Here is a 14,303-nt window from a genome sequence, read left to right as displayed (position 1 = left end):
CGTTTTCCCAGGAAGCACTCTAATCGTGTTCGGTTTATTCAAGTCAAATCCGCTAAAAAAACTACAAACACAGCATGAAGCGTTGCTCAGCGAGGCCTTTCAGGCCCAGCGCAACGGTAATATCCGCCTGTATTCCACACTCACAGCCGAAGCCGAGGCGATTCGCGAGCAGATAGAAGCCCTGAAAGCAGAATCTGTCGGCTAAATAACACCGCCGAAAGACATATTTTCAGTGCGGCTGGAGACGCTCTTGGATAAACTGCCATTTGCGAATTCAGTGCAGTGAAAACAGCTCTTGGAAGAATCCCAGTCAAAGCCAGAAGAACGTGTGGACCAGCAAGAGAACCCTGAGGCCCTCCGCGACGGGAGCTTGTTAGCCGCCGTAGATTTGGGCAGCAACTCCTTCCATCTGCTAATCGCCCGCATTGAACAAGGAGAGATTCGTCCGGCACAGGCACTGTCAGAGAAGGTGCAGCTCGCAGCCGGCCTCGAGGGAGATCTGCTCTCACAGGAAGCCATCGATCGCGGTCTGGAATGTCTCAGTCGATTTGCACAGCTACTCCAGAGCGTAGAACCTCAGCGTATCCGCGTTGTGGGTACAAGTGCTCTACGCCGGGCAAGTAATCGACGCTCTTTTACGGAGCCGGCCCGACGCATTCTGGGCGCACCTATCGACGTCATCTATGGCCGCGAAGAAGCCCGACTGGTTTATCTTGGGGTCGCGCACACTCTTGCGGATGACACACAGTCGCGATTGGTGGTTGATATTGGTGGCGGCAGTACGGAGTTTGCCATCGGTGAGCGATTCGAGCCCCGCCGACTGGAGAGCCTGCAGTTGGGTTGTGTTACCTATAGTCGGGATTGCTTCAAAGACGGACTGCTGAGCAAATCAAATTACAAATCAGCTTATGACCGCGCCTGTGTCGAGGTGTCTCACATCCGAAAGCAGTTTCGCAGTAAGCATTGGGTAGAAGCCGTAGGCTCATCGGGAACCCTACAGGCGATCGAGGGTATTCTCACGGCCCAGCAATGGGCCGATGGCGTGATCACCCGCAAGGGAATCCAGCGCATGCGCAAGACGCTCCTTGATTTCAAGCATTTTGACGATATCGCTCTTGAGGGACTGAGTGAGGTCCGGCGATCGGTGATCGCTGCCGGTGTAGCCATTACCGAAGCTATCTTCGATGTTCTGGAAATAGACGAGATGCGCAGCTCTCGAGGCGCCCTTCGCGAGGGCGTGGTTTATGATCTGGTGGGAAGACTGAGCCATGAAGATGTGCGTGAGCGCAGTATCATGGCGTTGATGCAGCGCTATCACGTAGACGAGGAGGCGTCCCAGCTGGTGGCACAGCGGGCTCGCATGTTGTTCGACGCCACCTACAAACCCTGGGACTTGCAAGCCAGCGATCGCGAGCTACTTGTCTGGGCTGCGCTTTCCCAGGAGATAGGCAAGGCCATCGCACATAAGCACTATCACCGCCACGGCGCTTATCTACTGCGCAATTCAGATCTCCCGGGCTTCCCGCAGCACGAACAGGAAGACATGGCGATACTCGTAGAAGGTCAGCACGGCAAGATACGCCAGGGCCTTTTTGGTGATAGCGACGACCTTGCGTTGCTGCGACTCCAACGCCTGGTGGCGCTATTGCGTCTGGCAACGTTATTTAAGTACGTAGAGCCGCTGGAAAAACTGCCGGACTTTACAATCAAGGCGTCCCCAAAGAGCTTGCGACTGGATTTCCCCAGTGACTGGTTAGAGCAACACCCTCTTACTGCTCAGGAATTAGCTCAGCAACAGGAGGCTTTCAAACGCATGGATTTGCGGCTTGAGGTCAACTAGAACTTTAAGGCTTCCACCCCGGGCGCAATTTAGCTTTAAAGATTGACCCAACTGTTTAACGATTTTAATCGAAAGTCCGTATCCTCAAAACGTAATATCACCGAGTCAGCAAGTATCTCGCGCACTTCCACGCCTCGACTGCGCTGCCGTAGCGTCAGCGTCTCACCATTGATCACTACGCTTGAGCGCCCCGCCGAATTAAAGTCGTGCGCGGAGTACATAAGCGTAGGAACCCGATCTCGAAACTGCTTGGTCAAATCTTCCAAAAGCGGCGCTGGATGCGGCACCAGAGTCCCGGGATCCGCCTTGGCGCGCATTTGCCGAAGCACCTGCTCGATATCGATAAGTTCTTCGGCTACCGACTGCTCTGCAGAAGTTCTGTCAGCTATGGACTCGTCTTTTTTTGCGGCCGACTCAGTGGCTTGTGGCGCAGACTCCGCCACCTCTTTTGCAGACATTGCGTACAGCGCTGCCACGGCATCAACGCGCTGCACCTGGTCGATGTCTGACGCTGGAGCTAATTCGCTCGCCGGCGCTGCACTCGTCTGTGGAGCCGCGCGGACATTGACTTGCCTCTGCGCCTGCTCGCTGCGCTGCTCTGGCGAAGACTCAACATTGCGAATTGCTAACGGCTGTGGTGTTTTGTCGCGCATAAAATAGATCAAGGAAGCGGCTATCAAAAGCAGAATACTTAGCGCGGCGGCCACAGAAAGGGCAGTCCCGCGCCCGCTCTTTTCGGGCCCGGATGGTGCAAGTTCCTGAGAGAGAATACTGGGCGCAGGATTCGCTTGCTCGCGTTTTTCGCGCTCTGCACGGCTCAGTGCGTCCAGTATCAATGACATACGAAGATCCAGGCACAGGGAAGGTTCATAGGGATCGACTGACTCATGGTGTGACCGGAACCCGCGCTGCGTTAGCGGAGGCCCAGCTTAGTGCGTCGGAAAAACCCAGATCGTCACCCACAGCTAAAGACAATGCGCGGAGCGTGTTCTCACCCAACACGCCATCGGCACGTAAGCTATGCTGCTGCTGAAACAACTTCACGCGCTGCTCCAGGCGCGCATCGAACAGCGACTCGGTCAATGCTTGTTGTTGCCCATCAAGCCGGGCAAACAGCGCTGCAATCCGAGCGACATCCTCTCCGCTATCCCCCAGCTCAAGCGTGCGTGCAACTCCCGGTGATGGACGCCACAGCTGCCAGACTGTGCCAGTCCACTGGGCAGCTAAGGTTTGCAAGTCGACACGTTGAACCCCAGCTTGCGTGTCCAGCACCGCGGTCTCCTCTTCAATGGCCAGCAGTAGAGCTCGCCCTTCAAAGCGGCGCTCATCAACAAGACCGAGCAGTGCGGGCCTGCCTTCGTTGACAAGCTGATTCCAGCTTTGCAGCTGGCGTTGCTCGCAGCGTAGATCAAGGCTTAAGACTGCGGCACAGGGATTGTCGGGCATGGACTGCTGTGCACCGTAGAGCATTCCCAGGCGCAAAGCGCCTTCCTTGGGACTTAGGCGCCATTTCAGCTCCTCGGTAGCCTCAGATGCTGATGAAGATGGGCCTCCTTGGCTCTCTTGGGCCGAGGGTGCCTGAGGGCGCAATTCGCCGGTCGCCAGCGCGTTCGTCGACGCCAGCCGTGGGGGCGATGAGGTAGGGCTTACAGCTACCCAGACCGCGACTGCCCCGAGCAGCAGTAGCACGCCGACGATGACCATGGGGCGCAGTAAGGCGCTTTGGGATGGCCGCAGGCTATCGTCGCCGCCCAATACCTCTTTGACGGCCTGCTTCAAAAGACCGCGGTCCAATTGATCGCTATCGCGACCATAGGCACCCAAGAGCATACGATCACACAAGAGGTTGATCAGCCGGGGGATACCACGGCTCTCGCGGTGTATCGCTCGCACCAGCCCAGAAGAGAAAAGCTCGCGTCCCGCCGGCATTCCGCCCACATGTAAGCGGTGACGAATATAGGCCGACGTCTCTGCCAGGGTCAGTGGCTGGAGGTCAAATCGCGCGGTAATACGTTGATTAAGTTGCCGTAGTTCCGGGCGTGCCAGCTTGACCGCAAGCTCCGGCTGACCAATCAATATGATGTGCAGAAGCTTCTCATCACTAGTCTCAAGATTAGTTAAGAGACGGATCTGCTCCAGAACGTCAAAGCTCAGATGCTGAGCTTCATCGATCATCAGCACGGTCTTTCGGCCCTTAGCGTGATTTTTCAGCAAAAAGCGGTGGAGGCTGTCGGTAAGCTCTTTCAAGCCCGGACGAGCCTCGGTAAAGGTTATATGCAGCTCTTCGCAGACGGTCGCCAGCATATCGCGGGAATCCAGCGCCGGATTCAACACAATAGCGATGTCCGCGTTCTCCGGTAATTGCTCGATCAAACAACGATTGATCGTCGTTTTACCGGTACCTACCTCCCCGGTGAGCAGTATAAATCCACCGCCCGATCCCACACCGTAGAGCAGATGTGCCAGTGCATCACGATGCCTAGGGCTCATGTACAGATAACGCGGGTTAACCGCGATAGAAAATGGAGCTTCGCTTAAACCGAAATACTGGTAATACATGTCCGGCTCTGTCTGGAACGAGTCTCCAAAGGAGACCAAGACCGCATTATGCCGTATCCGACTTTGCTGGCGAAGCGGTGTTCTCGCCTTCCGTCGCGCTGGAGAGGAGCGACAGTGCATCATCACACCAGGCGAGGTACTGTTTGCCGCCGCTGATGCCACCCAGCAAGGCGAGGTAGACACCCTTGCGACGCAAAGGAAGTGTCTTTGGATCGGCGTAATGTCGTCGGCGAATCCGCTCATAGAGATATAAACGCTTCATCATTGCCTCGCGGCGCTCCAAGAACCGAGTCTGTAAGTATTCAATATTTGACTCAGACAGGTTGTAGAGCTTGATGTAGAGCTCGTCTTTTGTTTCCTGCAGACGCATTCTGTCCTTCGTCAGAACCCACTCGTCCAGCGCCTCTCGACCCGAATCCGTCAGGGCATAGAGAATCCGATCAGGGCGCCCTTTCTGGCTCTCCGTGCGACGGGTCACCCAGGCCAACTCACTGAGCTTACCCAACTCGCGATAAATCTGCTGATGGGATGCGTGCCAGAAAAATCCCAGGGATTTATCAAAGGAACCGGCCAGGTCGTAGCCCGATAGCTCGTCTTCAATAAGTGCCGTCATGATCGCGTAGCGCAGAGCCATGCGTATTCCTAAGATTCAGGGTAACAGTGCGATTGTGCACCGAATGCAAACTGTATGCAAAATGTTGCATATCTGTGCTTCATCCTCTAGTCTGCCCTCCGGTTTGTAAATGACTATTCACCCTCGCTAAGGAGCCCTCTATGGCTTTGCCAGAATCACTCAAGTCGCGTCTGCGTTTACCCGCCGTTGCCGCACCGCTATTTATTATTTCCAACCCGGATCTCGTCATAGAGCAATGCAAGGCCGGCATCGTGGGTTCGTTCCCATCGCTTAATGCTCGCCCGCTGGAGGAACTGGATCGCTGGATGCAGCGAATAACTTCAGAACTGGCCGCCTATGACGAAGCCAATCCCGACGCGCCATCGGCGCCCTACGCGGTGAATCTAATCGTTCACGGATCCAACAACCGCCTCCAGGAAGATCTGGAAATGTGCGTGAAGTACAAAGCGCCTATCGTGATCACTTCTCTTGGCGCCAAGGAATTCGTCAACGAGGCGATTCACTCCTACGGTGGCATCGTTCTGCATGACATCATCAACAATCGCTTTGCGAAAAAAGCCGTCGAAAAAGGCGCTGATGGCCTTATCGCCGTGGCTGCGGGCGCTGGTGGGCACGCCGGTACAACTTCGCCATTTGCCCTGGTGCAGGAAATCCGCGAGTGGTTTGATGGACCTCTTTTACTGTCTGGCTCTATCGCCAGCGGTGACGCCATCCTTGGCGCCCAAGCCATGGGTGCAGATCTGGGCTATATCGGATCTGCGTTTATTGCCACGGAAGAAGCCAATGCCGAAGAAGCCTATAAGCAGGCGATTGTTGATTACAATTCCTCGGATATCATCTATAGCAACCTCTTCACCGGTGTACACGGGAACTATCTTGCACCGTCTGTTGAAGCTGCCGGACTGGATCCTGCAAACCTTCCAGACAGCGACCCCTCGGCAATGGACTTCGGTTCTGGCGGCAACACCGACGCCAAAGCATGGAAGAACATATGGGGCTGTGGGCAAGGCATTGGCGCAGTGAAGAGCATCGGCCCAACCGCTGCTCTGGTAGAGCGTCTGAGAGTCGAATACGCGGCCGCCCGGGCACGTTTGTTGGACGCAGCCTGAACAAAGCAACGGCGCCGGGAACCTAATCCCGGCGCCGTTGCCAAAACAGGCAGTCCACTAGATACGAGATCCTTATGCATCACGAAGCTGCCAGACAAATGTTCCGAAATACCCTAGGCGTCCTCAAAAGACTGCCTTTGCTTGCCTCCTTTGTACTGCTTTCGGCGGCCAGCCTGGCTGACGAACGTAGCGCTAGTTTTGCCGGCGGTTGCTTCTGGTGCGTTGAGGCTGATTTTCAAAAGCTCGACGGCGTAATTGACGTGGTCTCTGGCTTTACTGGAGGCACCTTGCAAAACCCCACCTACCGAGGCAATCACGAGGGCCACTACGAAGCGGCCAAAGTGACCTACGACAGCGAAAAGATCAGTTACGAAGAACTTCTCACTCACTTTTGGCGCACCGTCGACCCGCTGGATGCTGGCGGGCAGTTCTGCGACCGAGGCTTCAGTTACAAGACAGCCATTTTTGTCGCTAACGAAGCTGAGCGCGCAGCAGCTGAACATTCACTGGCAGAGGTTGATGCCCTGTTTCCCAACGACCCGGTCGCCACTGTGATCCTGCCCGCCGGTCGCTTTTGGCCCGTGGAGGAATACCACCAGGACTACGCCGAAAAAAATCCGTTGCGATACAAGTACTATCGCTTCGGTTGCGGAAGAGACAAGCGAGTAAGTGAACTCTGGGACGACAAGGACTGGGGAATGACTGAAAAGGCCGCGATGCCTTAGGGCAACCCTGGAAGTTTCACAGTAGCTGGCGCAATGTAAGATCTGGGCCTCGTCGGGCAACATGCGCCAACAAGAGCTCTGCAGTCGCCAGCGCATCGGCCAGGGCGTTATGAGCCTCGTGTGAGATCAAGCCATAACGATCCCGGCATGCACCCAATCGCAAATCGCCTTGCCCAATGGGCCGCTCCTGGCGCTGCAATAGACGCTGCTCAAGCAGCAAAGTATCAACGGTGGGCAGCAGCAGGGGCGTACCGAAGACACGCTTTGCTGCGCGATCCAAAAACGCCGTATCCAAAGCGGCATTGTGAAAAACCAACACACATCCTCTTGCGGCCTTCAAAAATGCATGCAGCACCTCACTGACATCATCCGCTGCACTCAGCTCGCAGTCCCGCAACTGATGGATGGCCGCACTTTGCCCCACGGATCGTCGGTTACGAATGAGATGGTGCCCCGCAGTTCCCAAAGCAATCTCAAGACCGTCGACCCGCACCCACCCCAAGCTCAACAACTCTGCCTGGGCGGGATCAAGGCCAGACATTTCTGCATCACAGACCAGAAAACTAAGGTCTCGGAGCGAGCTTGAAGTACCGGGCAGCGGAGCGTCCCAGACGGCCGCAATGTCCGGCGGCAGTTGTACGCGCCTGGACCAGCGCCAGCGACGGAGCTTAAGACGCCACATCAGCCCATGCCGGCACGATAGTTTTGCCGCACCGACGCCTGGGCTTCGTCGATGATGGTAAAGGCATCGCGCAACTGCTCTTTCGCAAGTCTGGGTAGCGCCCGAGGATTGATGTAGTTATCAACCGCCTCCCCGCGCTGAATTTGTCCGCACTGGTGATCCATTCTCAGGCCCTGAATAAAATGCAGCGCGTCGGTGAGGTTTCTTGAATCAACCATCGCCATTCGACCCGCGTCTACCAACGCTTGTAAACGCGCTGCGGTGTTCACCTCGGGCAACTTAGCGGCCAGGGCATGCAGCCGGGCAATTTCAGTCACCGGCAGTACGCCGCGTTTTTTGATGTTCAGACTGTCACGATGATCACCATTGCGATCAACCACAAAACGCCGAAAGACACCCAAAGGCGGCCGGTTGTCGAGAACGTTACCGGCAAGTGCAGCCAGGAATATGGAATTGCTACTGGCGATATCTAACATCAGCGTCTGAATTGATTCTGCAAGACTGCGGGCGCCATACAAAGCACGGATATCGAAGAATATGCTGACGCGCATTACAGCGTCCCCGGTCGGGGTTCTTGCCCAGCCACGCACGGTATCGTGCCAGTCTGATAAACGCAGGCGCCAGAGATCGTTACTCGCCATAATCCCGCCGGGGCAATATTTGTACCCACAAAGCGCAAGCCCGTCACAGACTTTTTCTGCGAGGGCACGATACCAACCCAGGTCGTGATCATCCACGCTATCGGCTATCACGATGCCATTATCCTGATCCGCACCGAGCAACTGCTCTCCACGAGCCTGAGAGCCAAAACCCAACCAGGCCCAGGGTCCCGGCGCATCGCCTAATTCTTCCTCTGCCAACTGAATGAGACGTACTGCCACCGCATCTGAAATCGCCGTCAAAATTTGCGATACCTGCGCGGCCCGCATCCCTCCATTCACCCACTCCACCATGAGATTTCCCATGGAGGATACGAGCTCCTGTATGCCCGAAACGCTATCCTGTCTTGAAATATGCTGCACCAGATACACAGGATCATTTTTACGCGCCACGATGAGATCCGAGGTTGTAACAATTCCCACAAGACAACCACTCTCGAGCACCGGTAAATGATGAAAGCTCCGCTGAGTCATCATCAAGGTCGTAGCAAAAAGTGATTCATCGGCAGAGATGGACTCAGGATTTGTAGTCATGACCTCGCTGACCATTAACTGATTACTCAGGCCGGCCGCTAGAACCCGCGTGCGCAGATCACGATCGGTGACTATGCCCAGTAAATCCTCCCCATCCACTACGAACACCGAAGAAACTCGCCGCTGAGCCATAGCCTGGGCTGCCTGCTGAACCGTTGCCCGGGGGGGCACGGTCAGGATGTTACGAGTCATCACCGAACTCACCGGGGCAAGCATTGCATTTGGCTCAGGTTGATACCGCGCGGCACGGCGCAATCGGCGACTGCGCTGACCACTAAAATAACGATCAAAAGCTCTGTTAGCGCTGCGCAGCGATTGGTAAACAAGGTCCGGCAGGCGGTAAATGAGGGCATCCTCAATTACCAGGGCAAACACATTGCCACGCTCGGCATTCAAACCCGCGATGTGAAAACTCTCTCCCTCGCCAAGCCGATCCAGTAACTTATTATCTGCATCACGAATGTCAGCCGCACCACTGCGCAATATTCGTAGCCCCGAATGCTCGCTTTCCATACTGAAACGTTCACCATGAGCGTGATAAGACACCTGCATCGCTGCCAGAGCTGTTTCCAGTTGCGCATCGTCTAATTCATTAAACGGCAGGGAACCACGAAGAAAATCTCGCACTGCTGCGAGTTCAGATGCGTCACCCGAGATTGCAGTATTCGTCAAATGCTATTCCTCCGCCTGCAGGAAGCGCGTAGAAGCATCCGCAAAATAGGCGCTGTCGGCAACCGAGATCACCACACGAATGCGCTCATCAACCGAGGGAACATCCGAAAGTGGCAGGCGCCAGCGTAAACCCGTGGCGTCACCCGCCTGCATTGCCCTGGGGCCCGGATCACGATCAGGATGCGATACGGACATGAGCGCCGCCTCAAGAGGATGTGAAGCGGTCAGCTCAATAGCAACGCCCACTGTCTCATCAAGCTTTAGTGTGAGCTTGACGTCCTGATTCTCCAACTCGCACAGGCCACTGCTGTAGCGACAATTGCTTTTTTCCACTAAGGGATAAGCCTCACCTGGTTGCGCAGGCGCGGCTTTTTCGCCAATCAGATTACCGACTGCAAACCAGGCAAGAATGGACAAGACGGGAGCCACCAGTAACGCCACCACCACATGTTTGTTCGTAAACATTCCGACCCCTTAACGCCAGCCAATCAGCGTAAGTCTACAGATATGAAAGAAAAAAGGAGGCGCTGTCTCCAGCACCTCCCCAAGGCATCAATACAGACATCAGCACTCTATGGCCTAGTGATCCAAGGCAGCCTCGGCGCCTGCCGGTACGCGGATACTTTCGACCATCTCCTGTACTTCCAAGGGCGGTGCTGCAGTAACTTTCGATACCGCAATAGCGACGGCGAAGTTCACAATCGCTCCCACAACGCCGAAGGCATTGGGTTCAATTCCCAGGAACCAGTTGGGCGACATGTCACCCAGAAACGCCGTAGAAGCAATAAACATGATGCCCTTGTGCTGAAACACATAGAACAAAGTTATGCCAATGCCCGCAAGCATGCCGGCAATAGCGCCCTCTTTTGTAACCCTGTTGCTGAAAATCCCCATCATGAGCGCCGGAAAGATCGACGATGCAGCCAGACCAAAGGCCAGTGCAACGGTACCGGCGGCGAAATCGGGAGGGTTGAATCCGAGATATCCTGCTCCAGCAATGGCGAGTGCCATCGCAACACGGCTTGCGCGAAGCTCCTGCTTTTCGCTGATGTTGGGCGCGATAATGCCCTTCAGTAGATCATGAGAAATAGCACTTGCTATTGCCAGCAGCAATCCCGCAGCCGTTGAGAGAGCCGCGGCCAATCCTCCCGCAGCGACAAGGGCGATCACCCAATTCGGTAGCTGTGCAATTTCCGGATTAGCCAGCACGATGATGTCCCGGTCGACCTTTACGAGCTCATTCACCGACTCATCCGCGCTGTATTGCATGAGTCCATCAGCATTCTTATCTTCAAAGGCGAGCAACCCCGTCTTCTCCCAGTTCTTGAACCACTGGGGACGCTCTTCGTACGCAAGATAGTTACCCGCCTCGGGCTCAATAGTTTGCATAAGATTCAAGCGCGCCATAGCCGCCACCGCAGGTGCAGTCGTGTAAAGAATGGCGATAAAGATCAAAGCCCAACCTGCAGATGAACGAGCGTCACGTACCTTTGGCACGGTAAAGAACCGGATGATTACGTGAGGCAGTCCCGCTGTACCAAACATCAGTGATGCTGTGTAGGCAAACATATTGATACCGGAGATACGAACATCCGTGGTGTATTCTCGAAACCCAAGATCCACGACCACCTGATCAAGCTTGTCGAGAAGAAAGGTATCTGTGCCTGTTAACGTACCACCAAGTCCGAGCTGGGGAATGGGATTACCGGTAAGCTGTAGACTGATAAAAATAGCGGGGATGGTGTAGGCCAGGATTAACACGCAGTATTGCGCTATCTGGGTATAGGTGATGCCTTTCATGCCCCCAAGCACGGCGTAGAAGAAAACGATACACATGCCTACGATCAGACCGGTATCGTAATCCACTTCCAGAAAGCGAGAGAACGACACGCCAATACCCTTCATCTGCCCGATGACATAAGTCACAGAACAGATGATCAGACAGACCACGGCCACCACGCGTGCAGTTTGTGAGTAGAAACGATCTCCAATAAATTCAGGCACAGTGAACTTGCCGTATTTACGCAGGTACGGTGCGAGCAGCATTGCCAGAATCACAAATCCACCGGTCCAGCCCATCAGGAATACTGAGCCACCATATCCCATATAGGCGATCAGTCCGGCCATCCCGATAAAGGAGGCAGCGGACATCCAGTCCGCCGCAGTGGCCATGCCATTTGCAATAGGATGAACGCCGCCGCCGGCGACATAAAAATCTTTGGTGGACCCTGCGCGAGCCCAGATAGCAATACCGATATAAATCGCAAAGGTAATGCCAACAACAATATAAGTAAGTGTTTGAAGTTCCATGACGAGGCCTCTTATTCTTCTTCTACGCCGAATTCGCGGTCAAGCGCTTCCATGCGTGAGCGGTAAATAAAGATCAAAACGACAAATACGTAGATCGCCCCCTGCTGTGCAAACCAGAATCCAAGCTTGTAGCCACCGATTTGAATTTGGTTAAGCGCGTCAACAAACATGATTCCGCAGCCGTAACTGACGGCGAACCACACCACCAAAAGTTTCACCATCAGCGATAGATTGCGCCGCCAATACTGCTTGGCCTGCTCCTCTGTCATTTTCTTAGCCATCTCACACCTCCCCGGTGCTGTTATGTATTTATTACCCGCGACTCTAACAAAGCCCGAGACAGGTTCCTCTTGAACTTTGGTCTATATCCCTAAAAGGCGTACTTGGCGGCAAACTGCAGTCGATACATATCACCATCAAGACCGTTTTCGAGTTCTTTGACCCCATACATCAACTCGCCGCCCAGCTGCAGCTTTGGTGCAGGGAGATAGTTAAGATTGACATGCATGGAGCGATAGGACTTTGCGAGAGTCCCCGTCGCTGCAAAATCCGCCGAGCTTGGATTGCTCGCCTGCGATGCCGAAATTGAAACATTGCTACGCCATTGATCGGTCCAGTAGTGCCGATAGGCTATAAATCCGCCCCATTGATCAATCGTACTGATCTTACCGTTGGTATCGATGTAGCCATCATTAAAGGCGTTCAAGCCCATGTACCGTCCCAAGGCGTCGCCGTAGCTGGCCATAAAGCGAAGGTCATTGCGCCCCAGGTTCCATTTTCCCGCCAGGGACAAACCATAGCCGAACTGTTCATCACTCCCGCCTTCGATGCTCGCCGAAGGTCGCTCTTCGTAACTTAACTGGCGTCCGATGGCAGCAAGTGACCAGCTTAAGTCTGAGAGTTTGCCATCGTAACGGGCCACCAGATCAGGCATGAGTTGTGCGTCACCGATACGGGAACCACCTTGGGGCAGATTGACCCGCGTTGTTTGGTTTTCTACAGCCAACTGCCAGGGGCCATTTGTCCACCGAATCATGGGCTGACGCTCAAAGACCGTCCCTACCGGACCCACAAAATCAAGCAGATCCGGTAATGCACCCACATTAAAAAAGGTGGACCAGGCCTGTCCCGCTAGCAAGCTTTGTTCGGGCGCGTAGTCCCACTTCAGATAGGCATGACGAATACGCGAACTGAAGGAATTGGATACCCTTTCGTCCCCTTGCCCAGAGAGAATAAAATCCAATTCGATATGCGACGAAATCTTGCCCGCATCAGTGTTGGTTTGGGTGCCAAAGTAAAAGCGTGAAGACTTGGCATGTATATTCGTGCTGGTATAGGAATCCCCTGCGCCCACCAGGGACTCCACAGGTATAAGGGACGGCACAAAGAGATCATCCATCACCGATGCCGGCTTACCTTCGCTGTAATTGCTGGCTATAGCATCAAGCTGCACGTAGCCACCGTACCGAAAGCGCGTGCCCTTTTTCATAGGCCGAGCCTCGTCAATGTCCCTGGCCTGCACTGACAGCGTTTCAAGATTGTCACTGATACCCGTGCTGTTGCTGACGATCAGGGATTTTAACTCCGCAATTTGTCGCTCAAGATCAGCAATACGTTCATCCACTTCTGCCGCGGGCACACCTGCCGCTGCAAAACTTGATCCGATCAGTGCGAGCGCGACCCCCAGAGTCTTCATCCTAAACATCCCTGCTCCTCCCATTAGTATTATTGAGCAGAGACGTTTTAGCGTTCGCTAGAGGCGATGCATATTGGACCTTGGTCAAATCCCGGGGTTTTCTTAGACCAAAGTCTATGTCTTTACCCGGGAATGAGGCCCCTTCGACCCTGAGGCTACGCTTTACTTCGCCCGCAAAATCTCCACAATGCCCCCATAAAAAGAAATCAGGGTATGCCTCAATGAAATGCGTAATTGCCGACGACCACCCCCTTTTCAGGGAAGCGTTGTCGATATTGATTTCGGGAAAGAGTATCGGGGCCGACGTGATTCACGCCGAATGCGTTGCCGACCTTCACAGCACTGTTGAGTCGGACGGTGCGCCCGACCTACTATTACTCGACCTACATATGCCGGGCGCAAGCGGTTTTTCTGCCTTGGGGTGGTATGTAGGAAATCACCCTGACAAACCCGTCATTGTGATCTCTGCTAATACTCACGCTGATACCGTGCGACGTGCTATCGATCATGGCGCCGCAGCATTTCTCTCCAAGTCATCAAGTACCGACGTGATGACTCATTGCATTAAACAGGTTCTGGCCGGTGAGCGTGGACTGCATCCCGGCCTGGAGGTAAGTACTAATGGGGCCAGCCTTAAAGCATTGGATGTTGCCGATGCACTCGCCAGCCTTACGCCACAGCAGTTTCGAGTTGCTTCAATGCTGGTGGAAGGATTGCTGAATAAGCAGATTGCCTACGAACTGGGTGTAAAAGAAGCGACGATAAAAGCGCATATGACAGAGGTTTTTCGTAAGCTCGGCGTTCAATCGCGCACTCAAGCGGTATTGGCAATAGGCAACCTGACAGTCACTCCGGCACAAGACACCGACCTGATAGCGTAATC

Annotated in this window: 14 protein-coding genes; 5 read left to right on the top strand and 9 right to left on the bottom strand. The window is 54.5% G+C overall.

Annotated elements, in window-relative coordinates; all coding sequences use genetic code 11:
• Positions 1-25: 25 nt before the first annotated feature.
• Positions 26-205: a DUF6435 family protein gene (locus tag R0135_RS01485; protein WP_407348494.1), complete on the top strand. Its 180-nt coding sequence runs from the start codon at positions 26-28 to the stop codon at positions 203-205.
• A gap of 90 nt (positions 206-295) precedes the next feature.
• Positions 296-1,840 (top strand): Ppx/GppA family phosphatase, encoded by a 1,545-nt coding sequence (locus R0135_RS01480; RefSeq protein WP_407348493.1) that lies wholly within the window; start codon positions 296-298, stop codon positions 1,838-1,840.
• A gap of 35 nt (positions 1,841-1,875) precedes the next feature.
• Here R0135_RS01480 and R0135_RS01475 read toward each other — a convergent pair whose 3' ends face one another.
• The 3 genes from R0135_RS01475 to R0135_RS01465 are packed head-to-tail and all read right to left on the bottom strand — an operon-like array spanning position 1,876 to position 5,033.
• Positions 1,876-2,682: a general secretion pathway protein GspB gene (locus R0135_RS01475; RefSeq protein WP_407348492.1), complete on the bottom strand. Its 807-nt coding sequence runs from the start codon at positions 2,680-2,682 to the stop codon at positions 1,876-1,878.
• A gap of 43 nt (positions 2,683-2,725) precedes the next feature.
• Complete coding sequence (locus tag R0135_RS01470; RefSeq protein WP_407348491.1) at positions 2,726-4,399, bottom strand: AAA family ATPase; 1,674 nt, start codon at positions 4,397-4,399, stop codon at positions 2,726-2,728.
• 46 nt (positions 4,400-4,445) lie between these two features.
• On the bottom strand, positions 4,446-5,033 hold the full coding sequence (locus R0135_RS01465) for a PadR family transcriptional regulator (protein ID WP_407348490.1): 588 nt from the start codon (positions 5,031-5,033) through the stop codon (positions 4,446-4,448).
• Between the two features lie 140 nt (positions 5,034-5,173).
• Here R0135_RS01465 and R0135_RS01460 point away from each other — a divergent pair, with 140 nt between their 5' ends.
• A complete protein-coding gene (locus tag R0135_RS01460; protein ID WP_407348489.1) occupies positions 5,174-6,142 on the top strand; it encodes an NAD(P)H-dependent flavin oxidoreductase in 969 nt (322 codons plus the stop codon).
• A gap of 74 nt (positions 6,143-6,216) precedes the next feature.
• A complete protein-coding gene (gene msrA, locus R0135_RS01455; RefSeq protein ID WP_407348488.1) occupies positions 6,217-6,867 on the top strand; it encodes a peptide-methionine (S)-S-oxide reductase MsrA in 651 nt (216 codons plus the stop codon).
• A 16-nt stretch (positions 6,868-6,883) separates the two neighbouring features.
• Here the strand turns inward: msrA and R0135_RS01450 are convergent, their stop codons facing one another.
• From R0135_RS01450 to R0135_RS01425, 6 genes are all read right to left on the bottom strand, one after another.
• On the bottom strand, positions 6,884-7,549 hold the full coding sequence (locus R0135_RS01450) for a 3'-5' exonuclease (RefSeq protein ID WP_407348487.1): 666 nt from the start codon (positions 7,547-7,549) through the stop codon (positions 6,884-6,886).
• On the bottom strand, positions 7,549-9,414 hold the full coding sequence (locus R0135_RS01445; protein ID WP_407348486.1) for a putative nucleotidyltransferase substrate binding domain-containing protein: 1,866 nt from the start codon (positions 9,412-9,414) through the stop codon (positions 7,549-7,551). The genes R0135_RS01450 and R0135_RS01445 overlap by 1 nt, the downstream gene beginning before the upstream one ends.
• Before the next feature lie 3 nt (positions 9,415-9,417).
• Entirely contained in the window at positions 9,418-9,879 is a 462-nt protein-coding gene (locus tag R0135_RS01440) for a hypothetical protein (protein WP_407348485.1), read from the bottom strand.
• A gap of 114 nt (positions 9,880-9,993) precedes the next feature.
• Positions 9,994-11,724 (bottom strand): sodium:solute symporter family protein, encoded by a 1,731-nt coding sequence (locus R0135_RS01435; protein ID WP_407348484.1) that lies wholly within the window; start codon positions 11,722-11,724, stop codon positions 9,994-9,996.
• Between the two features lie 11 nt (positions 11,725-11,735).
• A complete protein-coding gene (locus R0135_RS01430) occupies positions 11,736-12,005 on the bottom strand; it encodes a DUF4212 domain-containing protein (protein WP_407348483.1) in 270 nt (89 codons plus the stop codon).
• An 89-nt stretch (positions 12,006-12,094) separates the two neighbouring features.
• On the bottom strand, positions 12,095-13,429 hold the full coding sequence (locus tag R0135_RS01425) for a DcaP family trimeric outer membrane transporter (RefSeq protein ID WP_407348482.1): 1,335 nt from the start codon (positions 13,427-13,429) through the stop codon (positions 12,095-12,097).
• A 212-nt stretch (positions 13,430-13,641) separates the two neighbouring features.
• Between R0135_RS01425 and R0135_RS01420 the strand changes: the two genes are divergently transcribed.
• Entirely contained in the window at positions 13,642-14,301 is a 660-nt protein-coding gene (locus R0135_RS01420; RefSeq protein WP_407348481.1) for a response regulator transcription factor, read from the top strand.
• The last annotated feature ends 2 nt before the right edge of the window (positions 14,302-14,303 follow it).

The organism is Congregibacter variabilis (assembly GCF_045689235.1).
In the GTDB taxonomy this organism is placed as follows: domain Bacteria; phylum Pseudomonadota; class Gammaproteobacteria; order Pseudomonadales; family Halieaceae; genus Congregibacter; species Congregibacter variabilis.
This window is presented reverse-complemented; position numbering and strand designations above follow the sequence as displayed.